Here is a 16,257-nt window from a genome sequence, read left to right as displayed (position 1 = left end):
TTGGCAAATGCGTGGCAGCGGGCCCTGCGGTCTGCGCGCGCACGCCGTTTTCCCTACAATGGCGCTTGCCTGCGCGCCCCACTCCTCGCCCATGTCCGAATCCACTGCTGCATCCAGCACCGCCCCGTCGCCCCGCTCGTTGTCCGTGATGCTGTGGCTCGTCGCCACCGGCTTCTTCATGCAGACCCTCGATTCGACCATCGTCAACACGGCCTTGCCGGCGATGGCGAAGAGTCTGGGCGAATTACCGTTGCGCATGCAATCAGTCGTGATCGCGTATTCGCTCACCATGGCGGTGATGATTCCCGTATCGGGCTGGCTCGCGGACAAACTCGGCACCCGGCGTGTGTTTCTCGGCGCGATTTTCGTATTCGCGGTCGGCTCGCTCCTGTGCGCGAGCGCGCATACGCTGAACCAGCTCGTGGTCTCGCGCGTTGCACAGGGCGTGGGCGGCGCGATGCTGCTGCCGGTCGGCCGGCTTGCCGTGCTGCGCACGTTTCCCGCCGAGCGCTATCTGCCTGCGCTCTCGTTCGTGGCGATTCCGGGGCTGATCGGCCCGCTCATCGGTCCGACGCTCGGCGGCTGGCTCGTGCAGATCGCCTCGTGGCACTGGATCTTTCTCATCAACGTGCCGGTGGGCGTGGTGGGGTGCGTGGCCACCTTCATCTTCATGCCCGACAGCCGCAACCCCGACACGCCGCGCTTCGACCTGCCGGGCTACCTGCTGCTCGTCATCGGCATGCTCGCGATTTCCTTCGCGCTCGACGGGCGCAGCGAGTTCGGCATCCAGCACGCCACCGTGCTCGTGCTGTTCATCCTCTCGCTCGCCGCGTTCGTGGCCTACGGTCTGCACGCGGTACGCACGCCGCAGCCGATCTTTTCGCTCGATCTCTTCAAGATCCACACCTTCAGCGTGGGCCTGCTCGGCAATCTGTTCGCGCGCATCGGCAGCGGCGCGATGCCGTATCTGATTCCGCTGCTCCTGCAGGTGGCGCTCGGCTACACGGCATTCGAGGCCGGCCTCATGATGCTGCCCACCGCCGCGGCGGGCATGTTCTCCAAGCGCCTCGTGACGTACCTCATCATGCGTTACGGCTACCGCAGCGTGCTGGTCTCGAACACCGTGCTCGTGGGCCTCATGATGGCGAGCTTCGCGCTTTCCACGCCTAACGAGCCGTTGTGGATGCGTATCGCACAACTGGCGATTTTCGGCGGCGTGAACTCGATGCAGTTCACGGCGATGAACACGCTCACGCTCAAAGACCTGGGCACCGGCGGCGCGAGCAGCGGCAACAGCCTCTTCTCGCTCGTGCAGATGCTCTCGATGAGCCTGGGCGTCACCGTCGCGGGCGCGTTGCTTACGACCTTCACGGGCATCATGGGCCACAAGACAGGCGAGAACGTAATTCCGGCCTTCCACGCGACGTTCATTTGCGTGGGCATCATCACGGCAGGGTCGTCGTGGATCTTCGCGCAGCTCTCGTCGGACCTGCGGCGCACTGCGAAAAAGACCGATCCGTCCGAGCGGGCCTGATACGCCGCGGCCGCTGCAGCGGTCGTTGCAGTTGGATCGCCGGGCGGCGGCGCGCGCACCGCAAAGGTGCGGCGCGCCTCGCGGCCGTGCGTCGCCGGCGTTCGCGCGGCGTTCAGGCACCAACACAGGAACATCGCGGGCACCGTCCCGAAATAGCGCGTGCGCCAACACACAGGCCAATGGCCGCGGGACTTGGGACTTGCATACTTTTTGCTGTCCTATCCTGTAAACTTGACGCTCACGCGTCCCGCCCGTCCGTCCCGCGTGCCATCGAAACGAAATGACCAGCATGATCGACATCGATCCCCCCGGCTTCCAGTCTCGCCCCATTGCCGGCGAAGAAGGCGCCCGCCGCACCGTGCTGTACGGCGGCTACACCGTCTTCAGCGTGTTCCAGCCCGTGTTTTCGGTCGCGCACCGGCGCGCGATCGGCTATCACGCGTCGCTGCGCGCGCATGACGAGCAGGGTCAGCAGGCGCCGTCGCAGGAAGTGTTCACGCAGGCGGCGCGCCGCGGCGACCTGCTCGAACTGGGGCGCCTCGCGGAATCGCTGCATCTGGGCAACTTCAATGCGTTCGATTCGCATGACGAATGGCTCTTTCTGAGCCTGCATCCGGCCGCGCTGATGGACACGAGCTACGGCGACGCCCTGCTCGCCGGCCTCAAGGCGCTCGGCCTGCAGCCGCAGCGCGTGGTGCTCGAAGTGTCGGAGCAGGCAGGCGGCGAGAATTCGCGCTTCGCGGAAATCATCGACGGATTGCGCAAGGCGGGCTTCGTGATCGCGCTGGACGGCTTTGGCGCGAAGCATTCGAACATCGACCGTGTGTGGCAGCTGCGGCCCGACATCGTCACGCTCGACCGCAGCCTGCTCGCCCAGGCGAGCCGCCATGCGCATATCGAGCGCGTGCTGCCGGGGCTTGTCTCGATGCTGCACGAGTCGGGTCAGCTCGTGCTCGTGGGCGGCCTTTCGACCGAGCGCGACGCGCTGATCGCGCTGGAGAGCAACGCCGACTTCGTGCAGGGCGCGTATTTCGCGCGGCCCGACGTCGAGCCGGTGCCGCCGGCCAAGGCCGCGCAGCTCATGGACGATCTATCGGCGCGCCTGCGCGAGCGCGTGGCCGCGCGCGAGCGTTCGCAGTCCGCGCGTCTCGCGCCGTATGTGAACGCCATCGAAGCGGCGGCGAAACAGCTTGCCGAGGGCGTGAACATGAGCGACGCGACGCTGCCGCTGCTCGGCCTCGACGACACGGCGCGCTGCTTCCTGCTCGACGCGTCGGGCCGCCAGATCGGCGACAACGTGCTGCCCGACGGCCGCACGTCGCAACGCGCCAAGCGCTTCCGGCCGCTGCTGCATTCGGAAGGCGCGAGCTGGGAGCGGCGGCCCTACTTCATCGGTGCGATGAAGGCGCCGGGCCGCGTGCAGTTCACGCCCCCCTATCTGTCGATCAACGAGGCGCACCTGTGCGTCACGGCGTCGGTCGCCGTGCAGACGGAACACGGCGTGCAGGTGCTGTGCGTCGACATCAACTGGGACGCCGCCTTGCGCGGCTAGCGCGGCTGACTAGCGTTCACGCCTGGGTTCAGGCCACGACGAGAGGCTGCGCGAGCAGCGTCGCGCAGTCGTGCGTGGTGAACGCTTGCGCGGTGACACGGAGCGTAGACACGCACGCCGCGCCGTCGCTCGAGGCGAGCCGGGCGAGCAGCTTGCGCACGGCATCGCCGCCGAAAGCCCGGTTGGCCGCCTGGAGCGCGCTCCCCTCTTCCATTGCCGCGACACAAACGACGGGCTCGGGCAACCCGTAGCGGTCGTCGCGCACATGCAGCCACGCCGCGAGCGCACCGTCCTGCGCGACGAGCGCCACGCCCGGCTCGCCGTCCAACGCGAGCGCCTCGGTGCGCAGGATGCGCGCGGGCGGCGCCACCTGCGTGCCGTGACGATGAGCGGCTCCGGCCACGCTCGACGCGACCAGCGCCGTTGCCGTCACGCCCAGCAAGTCCATCAATCCCACGCGATCCTGCGCATGCAGCACGTCGCGCAATCGCTCAGCCGTGCGCGCGTGCTGCACTTTGTCGGCAGGAGCCGCTTGCGGCGCGGCCTCGCGCGCGAGCCGCACACGGGCGCGCCGCACGATCTGCCGGCAATGTTCGTTCGTGCAGCCGGTGAGCGCGCCGATCTGCGCGTAGTCGCAGTCGAAGGCCTCGCGCAACACGAACACCGCCTGTTCGAGCGGTGCCAGCCTTTCGAGCAGGAGCAGCAGCGCGTCCGAAAACCGCCGCGCGCGCAATCCCGCCTCTTCCGCCGAGGGCGCCGCGTCGTCGAGCCATGCAGCTTCGTGTTCGCCCGCATTCTCCCGGCGCAAGCGCCGCAGCCGGTCGATCGCGAGGCGCACCGTCACCGTGGCGAGCCACGCCTGCGGCGCGCGCAACGCTTGCGCGTCGGCGTCGCGCCAGCGGAACCATGCGTCCTGCACGACATCCTCGGCCTCCGCGCGGCTGCCCAGCACGCGCGTTGCCAGCGCAAGGAGCCGCCCGCGCGCCTCGCCGAAGGCGGCGGCGCGGCGCGCGTCAGTCCATGCCTGTTCGCGAGGCCCGGCTGCCTCGCCCACTGGGGTCGCAGCCTCATTGCGCCCAGCGCCCTCCAGACTTGTTCCTTCGATAGTGTCGATCGCCTGCGTCATTCGCTTCGCTCCTTCGCCATGCGTGCCCGATCCCGCCCGTTTCCCTCATGACGTTCGGCGCAAGGCCGGCGTGACAGCCCCACGCAAAAATATTCTCGTCACGCGACGGCTTCGCCGGGCGTCATGGCAGCTGCGGCGCGATCGCGCCGCCAACGCCAACAGCCGTCAACGGAAAAACGCGAGGCCACTCATGCCATCCTTTGCACTGAATCATGCAGCAATGCCGCCAAGCGCGCTCAATCTCGTCCCGACCGTGATCGAAACGTCGGGGCGCGGCGAGCGTGCCTACGACATCTACTCTCGCCTCTTGCGCGAGCGCATCGTGTTCCTCGTTGGGCCGGTGACCGAGCAAAGCGCGAGCCTCGTGGTCGCGCAACTGCTCTTTCTCGAAGCGGAAAACGCGGACAAGGACATCAGCCTCTATATCAACTCGCCGGGCGGTTCGGTGTACGACGGACTCGCCATTTACGACACGATGCAGTTCATCAAGCCCGATGTCTCGACGCTGTGCACGGGTTTCGCGGCCAGCATGGGGTCGTTCCTGCTCGCAGCGGGCGCGCACGGAAAACGCTTCGCACTACCCAATGCGCGCATCATGATCCATCAGCCTTCGGGAGGCGGCCAGGGCACCGCTGCCGATGTCGAGTTGCAGGCACGCGAGATCCTTTACCTGCGCGAGCGCCTGAACGCGATGCTCGCCGAGCGCACCGGACGCGGTATCGAGCAGATCGCCCACGACAGCGATCGCGACAATTTCATGTCGGCGCAGGCGGCCGCGGACTATGGCCTGATCGACCGTGTGCTGACGTCGCGCGAAGAGCCGCTACTGCGCTAGGGAGCGGTGTGGGCGCAGGCGGCTCGCGCTCTCACGCGAGCCGCACGGCGAGCCACGCCGCCAGCACGCCCTTGTACTCGGCGACCAGCAGCTTGCGTTCTTTCGGTTTCGCCGCGGCGTAGAGCGGGTTGAGGCTCTTGATGACCTGCAGCATGACTTCGGCCACGCGATAGGCCTCGTCGGACGAAAGCGCCGGCTGATAACGCAGGAAGAGCGCCGTGAAACGCTGGCGCAGCAGATTGCGCACGGCCGCATCGCGCTTGAAGCCGAGCGGCACGGAAAGCAGGGGCAAATACGCGGGATAGTCGTGCATCAGATCGACCATCAGGTCGAACAGGCGCTCGACCAGTTGCGCCAGCGGCAGCTTGCCCGCATCGTCGTGCGCCGCGATGAGCGCACTCCAGCGCGCGTCCATTTCGTCGCCGTAGCGTTTGCGCAGCGCCAGCGCCAGCGCCTCCTTGTTCGGGAAGTACTGGTACGCCGCGCCCACCGAAACGCCCGCCTGCTGGGCGATCTGCGTCATCGTCGCCGCTTCGAAGCCGCGCTCGGCAAAGGCTTCGCCCGCGGCTTCGAGCAGCGTGTCTACGGTGCGCGCCGCGCGTTCCTGACGCGGCACGCGCCGTGCGTTTTCGCGTGCGTCTTCCTTTTGCGCCTCCTTGCGCGCGAGCGGGTCTGCCGCCATATCTGAAGCCTCCTTCACATTCGTGTATGATTATGTGAAGCCATCCTCACATATAGGTGAACCATGACGCAAGCACTTTCACTGAACGCGCGCACCACGGCGCTCGTGATGATCGACCTCCAGCACGGTATCGTCGGCCGCCAGGTCGCGCCCTATAGCGGCGCACAGGTCGTGGCCAAGGCCAAGCCGCTCGCCGACGCCCTGCGCGCCAAGGGCGGCACCGTCGTCTGGGTCCACGTGCTCCTGAACGAGCTGCTCGCGCTGCCCGCCGACGCGCCCGGGCGCACGCCCGACACGCCGCCCGCACCGGCCGAGGCCTCCGAACTCGTGCCCGAGATCGGCGCGCAAGCCGGCGACGTGATCGTCGCCAAGCGCCAATGGGGCGCGTTCTACGGCACCAATCTCGAGCAGCAGTTGCGCCGCCGCGGCATCGACACCATCGTCATCGGCGGGATCGCCACGAACTTCGGCGTCGAATCCACCGCGCGCGCGGCGTTCGATCTCGGCTTCAAGCTCGTGTTCGTCGAAGACGCCACTTCGGGCCTGAACGAAGAGATGCATCACTTCTCGTTCAACAAGCTGTTCCCGCACATTGGTCACGTGCGCTCGACGCAGGAAACCATCGCCGCTTTTGCGTAAATCACTTCGCGCAAAACAAAAAAGCCCTCGATTCGCATCGAGGGCTTTTTGCATGTGCCGCAGCCATTGCGGCACATCGAACAGGACTTCGTATTACGCGAAACTCACGCGAAGTTTTGCGCTGCGAAGTTCCAGTTCACGATGTTCCAGAACGCTTCGACGAACTTCGGACGTGCGTTGCGGTAATCGATGTAGTAAGCATGTTCCCACACGTCGATCGTGAGGAGCGCCTTGGCGTCGGTCGTGAGCGGCGTGGCGGCGTTGCTGGTCGACACGATGTCGAGCGAGCCGTCGGCCTTCTTCACGAGCCACGTCCAGCCCGAACCGAAGTTGCCCACTGCAGCCTTCGTGAAGGCTTCCTTGAACGCGTCGTAGGAGCCCCACTTCGCGTTGATCGCGTCGCCGAGCGCGCCCGACGGTGCGCCGCCGCCCTGCGGCGAGAGGCTGTTCCAGAAGAACGTGTGATTCCAGATCTGCGCCGAGTTGTTGAACACGCCACCCGACGACTTCTTGACGATCTCTTCGAGCGACAGGTTTTCGAACTCGGTGCCCGGGATCAGATTGTTCAGATTCGTGACGTAAGCCTGGTGGTGCTTGCCGTAGTGGAACTCGAGCGTCTCTTCCGACATGTGCGGAGCGAGGGCGTTCTTCGCGAACGGCAGCGGCGGGAGCGTAAATGACATGATGCGGTTCCTTCGTCGTGTTATGGGGAGTTCTGCGTGAAGTTCTGCAAATTCGCCGGCATGGAGCACTCGATTGTAGGCGAGTTGGAATAACCCCGCAAACGCGCGGCCTTTATGCCGGATATCGTTTGCGCGGGGCTTTCGCGCATGAACCGCTAAGCGGTTTTGTGCCGATTCCCCGCTTCATGGGTGCCGTGCTGCACCGATTGCACAGCACGTGATGCTCGACACAATGACGCTCGAACAGCACTTTGCGAAGCCATGCGATCCAAGCCGGTTTTGGGCGCAAACAAGACGGCTGCAATCGCGTTGCAATCTTCGCGCAATCGACATGCAAACTTCCTGCAACGAGACTGCCACAATCGCTCGCCGCCGCGATTTATCGTCGTGGAGCAGGCGATCGCGCCGGTTCTTCCTTGGGCAGCAAACAGCGAGCCTGCTTCAGAAACCGTCAGCGAGGCGCGGCTGGACATCGGCGAGCGCAACGTCGGCGCTGCCTTGCGCGAGGTGCACCGTAAGCCGCTTGCCAGGCTTTAGCGTGGCGGGCGAGCGCACGGCCGCGCCGCTTTGCGCGTCGAGCAGCGCTGCATAGCCGCGCTCGAACGTGCGCTGCGGACTCAGCACTTCGAGCCGCGCCGTGAGTTCCGATACGCGCGCCGCTTCGCGCTCGCGCGTGCGCGCGAACGCGCCGTCCAGACGCCGGCCAAGCGACTCCAGTTGAGCGCGCTGCGCGGCGGCGTCGGGCCGCGCGCGCTGCCAGCGCATCTGCATGACGTTCAGGCGCGCACGGGCCTCGGCGGTGGCGCGGGAGCCCGCCGAGGCGAGCCGTATCGTCAATTGGCGCAAATGCGTGCGCTGCTGCGCAAGGCGCTCGACGGGAGAAACGAGCCGGCGCGCCAGCCAGTCGAGCTGCTGCGAGCGCCGCTCGAGCAGGCGGCCGAAATCGCGCGCGAGCGCGGCATGGCGCTGGTCGAGGTCGCGCAGCAGCAGCGTGCGCTGCGGGCTGACGAGTTCAGCCGCGCCAGTGGGGGTCGGCGCGCGCATGTCGGCGGCAAAATCGGCAATCGTGAAATCGGTTTCGTGCCCTACGCCGCTCACCACGGGAATGGCGCTAGCCGCAATCGCGCGGGCCAGCGCTTCGTCGTTGAATGACCACAGGTCCTCGATCGAGCCGCCCCCGCGGCACAGCACGAGCACGTCCACTTCGTTGCGCGCGTTCGCGGTCTCCAGCATTGTCGTAAGCTTTTCGGCCGAGCCCGCGCCCTGCACCGGCGCGGGATAGACGATCACCGGCACGTGCGGCGCACGCCGGCACAGCGTGGTGAGCACGTCGCGCAACGCGGCGGCCTGCATCGACGTAATCACGCCGATGGCGCGCGGATGCGAGGGCAGCGCGCGTTTGCGCTCGGGGTCGAAGAGCCCTTCGGCCTCGAGTTGCGCCTTCAGTCGCAGGAAGGCTTCGTAGAGCCGGCCCTGACCGGTGCGCCGCACGGCCTCGACATTCAGCTGGAGTTCGCCGCGCGGCTCGTACATCGTGACGAGTGCGCGCACTTCGATGCGGTCGCCTTCGCGCGGCGTGAATTCCGCGTACTGCGCGCGGCCGCGGAACATCACGCAGCGAATCTGCGCCTGCGCGTCCTTGATCGAGAAGTACCAGTGGCCGCTCGCAGCGCGCGTAAAGTTCGACACTTCGCCGGAAATCCAGGCAAGCGGGAACGTGCGCTCGAGCATCGAGGCAATCGCCCGGTTGAGCGCCGAAACCGGCACGACGACGTCGCCCGAGGGCGCGGAAGAAGCGGAGAATCGGTCGGATAGCATGCGAAAGGATGTGGAGAAACGTCGGCCGGACAGACGATAGACCGTTCGGGGGGCGGCAGTCCAGCACGAATGAGAACCGGCTCGCAAGCCCCGTGAAGTGTCCACATCGACGCTGTCATGCGGCAAGATGACCGCGCCCGGCCCGCAAACGCCGCAAAAATATCCCATCCCATTGATTTCTATACGTTTTTTATCCCTATAACATCCTTACATGCCGATGGAGAGGCCGAAGAATGGGCCTTTCAGCCTTCCCGGGACCGACTTCTCCACAAAGTTATCCACAGGCGGCGATTTTTCGGGCGTTTCACACACCTTGCACGCAACCGACAATTGCGTGCGCCAGCCAACTTGCCGCGTGGCGCCTACCCGCGCTAGAGTGCCGGGTTCACGACCGCCTGCGCCGCGCCGCGCGAAGCGCCAGGCGCTCGCCTACGCAGGTCAATCGTCTGCCGTCTTGTTTGTCGCTCACCTCGAACCGGAGAACCGACCCGATGCCCGCCCTGCCTGACTGCTCCCCGCATGCCGCGTGCGGCGCTTCGCGCGCAAATTGCCGATGAGCGGCCCTGTCTCCCGTCTGAAGGCGCGCGCCGAAGCGCAGTTTGCGCACGCCTGGCAACGCCGCGGCGCGCTCGCCTGGGCGCTTACGCCGCTCGCCGCCGTGTTCGCCGCCGTGAGCGGCGCGCGCCGCGCCGCCTTCGCGGCGGGCTGGCTCAAGCGCGTGCGCGTGGGCGTGCCTGTGGTCGTGGTCGGTAACGTGACCGTAGGCGGCACGGGCAAGACGCCCACGGTGATCGCACTCGTCGAGGCGCTGCGCGCAGCGGGCTTCTCGCCCGGCGTGGTCTCGCGCGGATACGGCGCGAAAATCGCACGCCCGACACCCGTCACGGCGGACACGCCTGCGCGCCTTTGCGGCGACGAGCCCTTGCTGATCGCGCGCCGCACGGGTGTGCCCGTGTGGGTCTCGCCCGACCGCGTCGCGGCGGCCACGGCGCTGTGCGGCGCACACAGCGACGTCGACGTGATCGTGAGCGACGACGGCCTCCAGCACTACCGCCTCGTGCGCGACGTCGAGATCGTGGTGTTCGACCATCGCCTGGGCGGCAATGGCTTTCTGCTGCCCGCGGGCCCGCTGCGCGAGCCGCTTTCGCGCAGCCGCGACGCCACGCTGATCAACAATCCGTTCGAGCGCACGCTGCCGCCCTGGCCCAATACGTTCGCGCTCAAACTCGAACCCGGCGACGCCTGGCATCTCGCCAATCCGGCGCTGCGCCGCCCGCTCGCGCAATTTGCCGCTGGCGCGGACGCGCCGGGGCAAGGCGCCCGGCTGACGCCGGACGGGAAAGCGTCGCAGCCCGCGCTGCGCATCGTGGCGGCGGCAGGCATCGGTTCGCCGGAGCGCTTTTTTGCGACGCTGCGCGCGGCCGGCCTGGCGCCGCAAACCCTGCCGCTGCCCGACCACTACGCGTACGCAACCAACCCGTTCGCCGACGTCGCCGCCGACGCGATCCTGGTCACCGAAAAGGATGCAGTAAAATTGGGGGCCTGGAACGACGCGCGCATCTGGGTCGTCCCCGTCGAAGCCGCGCTCGATCATCGCCTCATTACCCTGGTTGTGGAGAAACTCCGTGGACGCTCGTCTGCTTGAAATCCTGGTCTGCCCGATCTGCAAGGGCCCGCTCAGCTATGACCGCGCCGCGCAGGAGCTGATCTGCAATGCCGACAAGCTCGCCTACCCGATCCGCGACGGCATCCCGGTCATGCTCGTCGACGAAGCACGTCAAACCGTGGAAGGCACGCCGGTCGACCCGCACGGGCCGGGCGCCGCGTAAGGCGCGCGGGCGGCGCGTCGCGCGCCGCCAGGCGGCCGTGCTCACTCACCCCGCTCATTTCGTTCATTTCGCATTCCCGGCTGGAAGCCAGGTCACGCGCGCCGCACCCGGCGCGCTGTCGTCTCCAGAGACGGTTTCCAGAACCGGTTATCCCAATCCCGTTTCCTGTCCTTGCCCCAACTGGCCATGACCGCTCCCGTGCAACCCTTCATCGCCGTCGTCCCGGCGCGCCTCGCGTCCACGCGGCTGCCCAACAAACCGCTCGCCGACATCGGCGGCAAGCCGATGGTGGTGCGTGTGGCCGAGCGCGCGCGCGACTCGGGCGCCCAGAAGGTGCTGATCGCCTCGGACGCCCAGAGCGTGCTCGACGCCGCACACGAGCACGGTTTCGAGGCTGTGCTCACGCGCGCCGACCACCCGTCGGGCACCGACCGCCTCGCCGAGGTCGCGGAACACTACGGCTGGAGCGACGACACGATCGTGGTCAACGTCCAGGGCGACGAGCCGCTGATCGACCCTGCGCTCGTGTGCGACGTTGCGTCGCACCTTGCTGCGCACCCCGAATGCGCCATCGCGACCGCAGCGCATCCGATCACGGCGCCCGAGGAGATCTTCAGCCCGAACGTCGTGAAGGTCGTACTGGACGCGCGCGGTGTGGCGCTCTACTTCTCGCGCGCGCCCATTCCCTGGGCCCGCGACGCCTGGCAGCCGCACTGGTCGCCGGCGCGCCTCGATCTCGGCGCAATGCCCGCCCCACCGGCTCCCGCGACCGTTTATCGGCACATCGGCCTGTACGCGTACCGCGCGAAATTCCTGCGCAGCTACCCCTCGCTCGCGCATTCGCCGATCGAGCAGGTCGAGGCGCTCGAGCAGCTGCGCGCGATGTGGCACGGCGAGCGCATCGCGGTGCTCGTGACGGCCGAAGCACCCGCGCCGGGCGTCGACACGCCCGCCGACCTCGCCCGTGTGCAGGCGTTATACCGGCCTTAATTCCGTCCGTGGGGTAAAAATCCCATGGCATAATCAATTGTTTGCGCGAGCCGTCTAAAGCCTTTGTGCGTCGGGGTTTCCCCGCTTTTCGGCACCGTCTTGCAGCGCCGCCCCGTGTCCAGAGCACGTCGTAGACACCGGGCGAAAGCCGCGCGGGACGGGCCGTCGCCCCCGCCAGCACTGCCTCGACGGCCGTGAGCGAACGGGCGAGGAGACGCACGACGCTAACGACGCTGTCCCACCCCACGTGGTGCAGCCGCCGCGCCGCAAGAATTCACACAGATCGGAGATTGTTCACATGCGTTTGATCCTGTTGGGCGCCCCGGGCGCGGGCAAGGGAACCCAGGCAAGCTTCATCAAGGAAAAGTTCGGCATTCCGCAAATCTCGACGGGCGACATGCTGCGCGCGGCCGTCAAGGCTGGCACGCCGCTTGGCCTCGAAGCGAAGCGATTCATGGACGCCGGCGAGCTCGTCACCGACGAACTCATCATCAATCTCGTGAAGGAACGCCTTCAGGAGCCCGACTGCAAGAACGGCTACCTGTTCGACGGCTTCCCGCGCACGCTGCCGCAAGCGGAAGCGATGAAGCAGGCAGGCGTCGCGATCGACTACGTGCTCGAGATCGACGTGCCGTTCGACGAGATCATCACGCGCATGAGCGGCCGCCGCATGCACCCGGGTTCGGGCCGCACGTATCACGTCAAGTTCAATCCGCCCAAGGTCGAGATGACGGACGACGTGACGGGCGAACCGCTCGTCCAGCGCGACGACGACAAGGAAGAAACGGTGCGCAAGCGCCTGGACGTGTACGTCGCCCAGACCAAGCCGCTCATCGCCTACTACAGCGACTGGGCCAAGCGCGGTGAGGAAAACGGCCTGAAGGCGCCGCAGTATCGCGCCATCTCGGGCCTCGGCAGCGTCGACGAGATTCGCGAACGCGCATTCGACGCGCTCAAGTAAGCGCTTCGCCGCCCCGTTAAAAGCACGATTCGAAGCCGGTTTTTTTCGGCTTTCATGCTGGTTTGCCTGCGGGCCGGCTGGCGCCGCACTCCTGAGATGACTCGGGACGCGACGCCAGCCGGCCCGCTTTGTTTTGCATAGCCTTGCGAGGGCTTCCGCTCTACGTGAGGCATAGCCCAATGACAGGAGACGAAACATGCAGATCCGCGGCAACGTATTTCTCATCACCGGCGGCGCATCGGGGCTCGGCGCGGCCAGCGCGCGTCTGATCGCGGCCGAAGGCGGCAAGGTCGTCATCGCCGACCTCAACGAGGACGCAGGCAACGCGCTCGCGAAGGAACTGGGCGGTGCTTTCGTGAAATGCAACGTCGCGAGCGAAGACGACGGCGCGCGCGCCGTGGCCGCGGCAACCGCGCTCGGCACGCTGCGCGGCCTCGTGAACTGCGCGGGCATCGCGCCCGCCGTCAAGACCGTGGGCAAGGACGGCCCGCATCCGCTCGACACGTTCTCAAAGACCATCTCGGTCAATCTGATCGGCACCTTCAACATGATCCGCCTCGCGGCCGCCGCGATCGCCCAGACGGCGGCGGGCGAAGGCGGCGAGCGCGGCGTGATCGTCAACACGGCTTCGGTGGCCGCGTATGACGGCCAGATCGGCCAGGCGGCCTACGCGGCATCGAAAGGCGGCGTCGTCGCCATGACGCTGCCGATCGCGCGCGACCTCTCGCGCAGCGGCATCCGCGTGATGACGATCGCGCCCGGCATCTTCGAAACGCCAATGCTGCTCGGCATGCCCAAGGAGGTACAGGATGCGCTCGGCGCGATGGTTCCGTTCCCCCCGCGCCTCGGCAAGCCGGATGAATACGCGATGCTCGTCAAGCAGATCGTCGAGAATCCGATGCTCAATGGCGAAGTGATCCGTCTGGACGGCGCGATCCGCATGCAGCCGAAGTAACGGCGCGCCCTCACCCGCGCGATAAAAAAAGCCCGCGAGATTCGTCGCGGGCTTTTTTGTCTGCGCTTTTCAACGAGGCGCTTCAGTCGTTGTCGAGCGTGCGTTGGCGCAGCTCATGCAACTGCGACTCGACCACGGTCGCGTCTTCCGCGTCGGGGCGCTCGTCAAGGTAGTGTTCGAGGTCTTCGAGCGCAGGCCGCAGATAGTCGAGCCGCGCATAAGCGAACCCGCGGTCGCGCACTTCCTCGATGTTGTCCGGCAGCAGAATCACGAGCCGCTGCTGGATGGCCAGCAGGCGCTGCCAGCGTTCGGTCTGCAGATACACAGACTTCAGGTTGCGCAGCATACGCGCGACGATCTCGCGGCGCGTGGCCGGTTCGAGCAACATGCGCAGCGCACGCGCCACGGAGTCGCCCGCGTTGGCCACGAACGGTTCGAGCATCTCCACCATGTCGGACTCGGTGAGCGTGCGGCCCGTGGTGGGATCGAGCATCTCGTCGCCTTCGGGCAGCGCGACGCGCAGCAGAAAATGCCCCGGAAACGACACGCCCTTCACCGGCAGTCCGAGCTGGGTCGCCATTTCCAGATACAGCACGGCCAGCGAAATGGGGATGCCGCGCCGGCGCTTGAGCACGACGTTCAGGTGGCTGTTTTCGGGGTCGAGAAAGTCGTTGAGGTTGGCCGCGAAGCCCAGCTCGCGGAAAAAGCAGCGGTTCAGCACGGCGACTCGCTGACGCACGTCCGCCCCTTCGGGCATGCGGCGTCGCACCCGCAACGCGAGTTCGTCGATCTCGGCGAGCGTGCCTTGCAGATCGAGATCGGGATACGCGTCCTGCGCGATTGCCAGCGCCGCCTCGGTGAGCGGCAGGCTCTCGTCGTCGGCAACGAGCGCGCTGAAATAATCCAGAACCCGCGTAGTCATCGTGGTCACTTCGCCCGCCTCTTGAAGTACGCGTATTTGAAGCCCATGAGCCAAAGCATACCGAAATATAGCGCCGCGAACAGGACGAGGCACGCACCGAGCAAGGCGATGCGCGCAAGCGGTTCATGCCGCAGCGCGATCCAGTCGTAGCTGATGGCGCACCAGTGCATCGCCCCTGCCAGCACGAGGCATGCCCCGAACAATTGCACGAAGAACGTCGTCCAGCCCGAGGACGGCATGTAGATGCCGCGGCGGCGCAGCCCGATGAAAAGCAGCAGCGCGTTCATGCAGGCGCCAAGGCCGACCGAGAGCGTCAGGCCCGCGTGCGAGAAGATCGGCACGAAGACGTAGTTGCTGATCTGCGTGGCGATGAGCACGCCCACACCGATCTTGACCGGCGTTTTGATGTCCTGGCGCGCGTAGAAGCCGGGCGCGAGGATCTTGATGAGAATGAGGCCGACCAGCCCCACCCCGTACGCCGCGAGCGCGCGGCCCGTCATGATGACGGACGTGGCGTCGAACTTGCCGTAGTGGAACAGCGTGGCCGTGAGCGGCTCGGCGAAGAAGAAAAGCGCGACGGCCGAAGGCGCGGCAAGCAGGAACGTGACGCGCAGGCCCCAGTCGAGCAGCGCCGAGTACTCGTGCGGATCGGCATCGACGTGCGCTTTCGAGAGGCTCGGCAGCAGGATCGTGCCGAGCGCCACGCCGAGCAGCGCCGTGGGGAACTCCATCAGACGGTCGGCGTAGTTGATCCACGACACCGCGCCGGGGCCGAGACGCGAGGCGATATTGGTGTTGATGATGAGGCTGATCTGCGCGACCGAGACGGCGAACATGGCGGGCACCATCTTCGCGAGCACGCGCTTCACGCCCCGGTGCGCGAGCGCCTTGAGCGGATTCAGGCCGATGCGCGGCATCATGTCGATGCGCTTCAAGCCCGGCAATTGCACGAGGAACTGCAGCACGCCGCCCACGATCACGGCCCACGCGAGCGCGTAGACGGGCTGCTTCATGTGCGGCGCGAACGCCACGGCCGCCGTGATGAACGAAACGTTGAGCAGCACCGGCGCGAACGCGGGCAGCGAGAATTGCTTATACGTGTTGAGCACGCCGGACGCGAGCGACGTCAGCGAGATGAACACGATATAGGGGAACATGATGCGCGTCATCGTGACGGCGAGCGGAAAAGCTTGCCCGTCGCTCTTCAAGCCCGATGCGACCACGATCACGACGAACGACGCGCCGAAAATGCCCAGCAGCGAGAGGATCGCGAGCGCCCAGGCGAGCACCGTCGACGTGGCGTCGACGAGTGCGCGCGTGGCGTCGTGGCCCTTCTGGTTCTTGAATTCCGCGAGAATCGGCACGAACGCCTGCGAAAAGGCGCCTTCCGCCGAGATGCGGCGCAGCAGGTTGGGAATGCGAAACGCGACGTAGAAGGCGTCGGTGTACTGGCTCGCGCCAAACGCGCGCGCAATCAGCGTTTCTCGGGCCAGACCGGTCACGCGCGACAGCAGCGTGAAGCCGCTGACTGTCAGCAGGGCTCGGAATAGATTCATGGGGCGGCTATTATACGGGCGCCTTCCGCTCAATCGCGGATGCGCGGCGCAACGGTCGACGCAAAAACCCACGCAATGGCGCAGGCAAACGCACCGATAAAAGGTAGGCAAAGACAAAGCGCGCTGATTGTGACCGCGTCGCGTTAAAGGCGTTCACCTCCTGTGGCGCTTGTCC

At 66.5% G+C, this 16,257-nt stretch carries 15 protein-coding genes; 9 read left to right on the top strand and 6 right to left on the bottom strand.

The features are described 5' to 3' along the window. The first annotated feature begins 91 nt into the window (after positions 1-91). Both mdtD and U5A52_RS14280 read left to right on the top strand, forming a co-directional pair. Positions 92-1,534, top strand: a complete 1,443-nt coding sequence (gene mdtD, locus U5A52_RS14285; protein ID WP_415765270.1) for a multidrug transporter subunit MdtD — start codon at positions 92-94, stop codon at positions 1,532-1,534. A gap of 280 nt (positions 1,535-1,814) precedes the next feature. Then, positions 1,815-3,086, top strand: a complete 1,272-nt coding sequence (locus U5A52_RS14280; protein WP_321935085.1) for an EAL domain-containing protein — start codon at positions 1,815-1,817, stop codon at positions 3,084-3,086. A gap of 28 nt (positions 3,087-3,114) precedes the next feature. Here U5A52_RS14280 and U5A52_RS14275 read toward each other — a convergent pair whose 3' ends face one another. Continuing rightward, positions 3,115-4,212, bottom strand: coding sequence for a sigma-70 family RNA polymerase sigma factor (locus U5A52_RS14275; RefSeq protein WP_321935084.1), 1,098 nt, complete (start codon positions 4,210-4,212; stop codon positions 3,115-3,117). A 190-nt stretch (positions 4,213-4,402) separates the two neighbouring features. Between U5A52_RS14275 and clpP the strand changes: the two genes are divergently transcribed. Next, a complete protein-coding gene (gene clpP / locus U5A52_RS14270; protein ID WP_321913813.1) occupies positions 4,403-5,047 on the top strand; it encodes an ATP-dependent Clp endopeptidase proteolytic subunit ClpP in 645 nt (214 codons plus the stop codon). A gap of 31 nt (positions 5,048-5,078) precedes the next feature. Here clpP and U5A52_RS14265 read toward each other — a convergent pair whose 3' ends face one another. Beyond that, positions 5,079-5,729 (bottom strand): TetR/AcrR family transcriptional regulator, encoded by a 651-nt coding sequence (locus U5A52_RS14265; protein WP_321913812.1) that lies wholly within the window; start codon positions 5,727-5,729, stop codon positions 5,079-5,081. Positions 5,730-5,792: 63 nt separating this feature from the next. On the opposite strand from U5A52_RS14265, the gene U5A52_RS14260 reads away from it, so the two are divergent. Further along, positions 5,793-6,368, top strand: a complete 576-nt coding sequence (locus U5A52_RS14260; RefSeq protein WP_321935082.1) for an isochorismatase family protein — start codon at positions 5,793-5,795, stop codon at positions 6,366-6,368. Positions 6,369-6,472: 104 nt separating this feature from the next. Here the strand turns inward: U5A52_RS14260 and sodB are convergent, their stop codons facing one another. Continuing rightward, positions 6,473-7,051: a superoxide dismutase [Fe] gene (sodB, locus tag U5A52_RS14255; RefSeq protein ID WP_321913810.1), complete on the bottom strand. Its 579-nt coding sequence runs from the start codon at positions 7,049-7,051 to the stop codon at positions 6,473-6,475. Positions 7,052-7,492: 441 nt separating this feature from the next. Then, positions 7,493-8,869: an exodeoxyribonuclease VII large subunit gene (gene xseA / locus U5A52_RS14250; protein ID WP_321935081.1), complete on the bottom strand. Its 1,377-nt coding sequence runs from the start codon at positions 8,867-8,869 to the stop codon at positions 7,493-7,495. A 553-nt stretch (positions 8,870-9,422) separates the two neighbouring features. Here xseA and lpxK point away from each other — a divergent pair. The 5 genes from lpxK to U5A52_RS14225 all read left to right on the top strand — a co-directional run bounded on the left by lpxK (position 9,423) and on the right by U5A52_RS14225 (position 13,604). Next, positions 9,423-10,514: a tetraacyldisaccharide 4'-kinase gene (lpxK, locus tag U5A52_RS14245; protein WP_321935080.1), complete on the top strand. Its 1,092-nt coding sequence runs from the start codon at positions 9,423-9,425 to the stop codon at positions 10,512-10,514. After that, positions 10,495-10,698, top strand: a complete 204-nt coding sequence (locus U5A52_RS14240; protein ID WP_028205303.1) for a Trm112 family protein — start codon at positions 10,495-10,497, stop codon at positions 10,696-10,698. Before lpxK ends, U5A52_RS14240 begins: the two co-directional genes overlap by 20 nt. 186 nt (positions 10,699-10,884) lie before the next feature. Continuing rightward, a complete protein-coding gene (kdsB, locus tag U5A52_RS14235) occupies positions 10,885-11,688 on the top strand; it encodes a 3-deoxy-manno-octulosonate cytidylyltransferase (protein ID WP_321935079.1) in 804 nt (267 codons plus the stop codon). 298 nt (positions 11,689-11,986) lie between these two features. After that, complete coding sequence (gene adk / locus U5A52_RS14230) at positions 11,987-12,649, top strand: adenylate kinase (RefSeq protein WP_321935078.1); 663 nt, start codon at positions 11,987-11,989, stop codon at positions 12,647-12,649. A gap of 196 nt (positions 12,650-12,845) precedes the next feature. Next, a complete protein-coding gene (locus tag U5A52_RS14225) occupies positions 12,846-13,604 on the top strand; it encodes an SDR family NAD(P)-dependent oxidoreductase (RefSeq protein ID WP_321913805.1) in 759 nt (252 codons plus the stop codon). Between the two features lie 82 nt (positions 13,605-13,686). Here U5A52_RS14225 and U5A52_RS14220 read toward each other — a convergent pair whose 3' ends face one another. After that, positions 13,687-14,526, bottom strand: coding sequence for a SirB1 family protein (locus tag U5A52_RS14220; RefSeq protein WP_321913804.1), 840 nt, complete (start codon positions 14,524-14,526; stop codon positions 13,687-13,689). A 5-nt stretch (positions 14,527-14,531) separates the two neighbouring features. Further along, positions 14,532-16,082 carry a murein biosynthesis integral membrane protein MurJ gene (murJ, locus tag U5A52_RS14215; RefSeq protein ID WP_321913803.1) on the bottom strand — a complete coding sequence of 517 codons (1,551 nt, stop codon included), beginning with the start codon at positions 16,080-16,082 and terminating at the stop codon, positions 14,532-14,534. Between the last annotated feature and the right edge of the window lie 175 nt (positions 16,083-16,257).

Source organism: Paraburkholderia sp. J8-2, from assembly GCF_905220195.1.
Taxonomy (GTDB): Bacteria; Pseudomonadota; Gammaproteobacteria; order Burkholderiales; family Burkholderiaceae; genus Paraburkholderia.
This window is presented reverse-complemented; position numbering and strand designations above follow the sequence as displayed.

What these genes read in the sequence shown, in the direction of transcription:
- mdtD (WP_415765270.1), top strand. Translation starts at nt 92, where the DNA reads ATGTCCGAATCCACTGCTGCATCCAGCACCGCCCCGTCGCCCCGCTCG.
- U5A52_RS14280 (WP_321935085.1), top strand. Translation starts at nt 1,815, where the DNA reads ATGACCAGCATGATCGACATCGATCCCCCCGGCTTCCAGTCTCGCCCC.
- U5A52_RS14275 (WP_321935084.1), bottom strand. Translation starts at nt 4,212, where the DNA reads ATGACGCAGGCGATCGACACTATCGAAGGAACAAGTCTGGAGGGCGCT.
- clpP (WP_321913813.1), top strand. Translation starts at nt 4,403, where the DNA reads ATGCCATCCTTTGCACTGAATCATGCAGCAATGCCGCCAAGCGCGCTC.
- U5A52_RS14265 (WP_321913812.1), bottom strand. Translation starts at nt 5,729, where the DNA reads ATGGCGGCAGACCCGCTCGCGCGCAAGGAGGCGCAAAAGGAAGACGCA.
- U5A52_RS14260 (WP_321935082.1), top strand. Translation starts at nt 5,793, where the DNA reads ATGACGCAAGCACTTTCACTGAACGCGCGCACCACGGCGCTCGTGATG.
- sodB (WP_321913810.1), bottom strand. Translation starts at nt 7,051, where the DNA reads ATGTCATTTACGCTCCCGCCGCTGCCGTTCGCGAAGAACGCCCTCGCT.
- xseA (WP_321935081.1), bottom strand. Translation starts at nt 8,869, where the DNA reads ATGCTATCCGACCGATTCTCCGCTTCTTCCGCGCCCTCGGGCGACGTC.
- lpxK (WP_321935080.1), top strand. Translation starts at nt 9,423, where the DNA reads ATGAGCGGCCCTGTCTCCCGTCTGAAGGCGCGCGCCGAAGCGCAGTTT.
- kdsB (WP_321935079.1), top strand. Translation starts at nt 10,885, where the DNA reads ATGACCGCTCCCGTGCAACCCTTCATCGCCGTCGTCCCGGCGCGCCTC.
- adk (WP_321935078.1), top strand. Translation starts at nt 11,987, where the DNA reads ATGCGTTTGATCCTGTTGGGCGCCCCGGGCGCGGGCAAGGGAACCCAG.
- U5A52_RS14225 (WP_321913805.1), top strand. Translation starts at nt 12,846, where the DNA reads ATGCAGATCCGCGGCAACGTATTTCTCATCACCGGCGGCGCATCGGGG.
- U5A52_RS14220 (WP_321913804.1), bottom strand. Translation starts at nt 14,526, where the DNA reads ATGACTACGCGGGTTCTGGATTATTTCAGCGCGCTCGTTGCCGACGAC.
- murJ (WP_321913803.1), bottom strand. Translation starts at nt 16,082, where the DNA reads ATGAATCTATTCCGAGCCCTGCTGACAGTCAGCGGCTTCACGCTGCTG.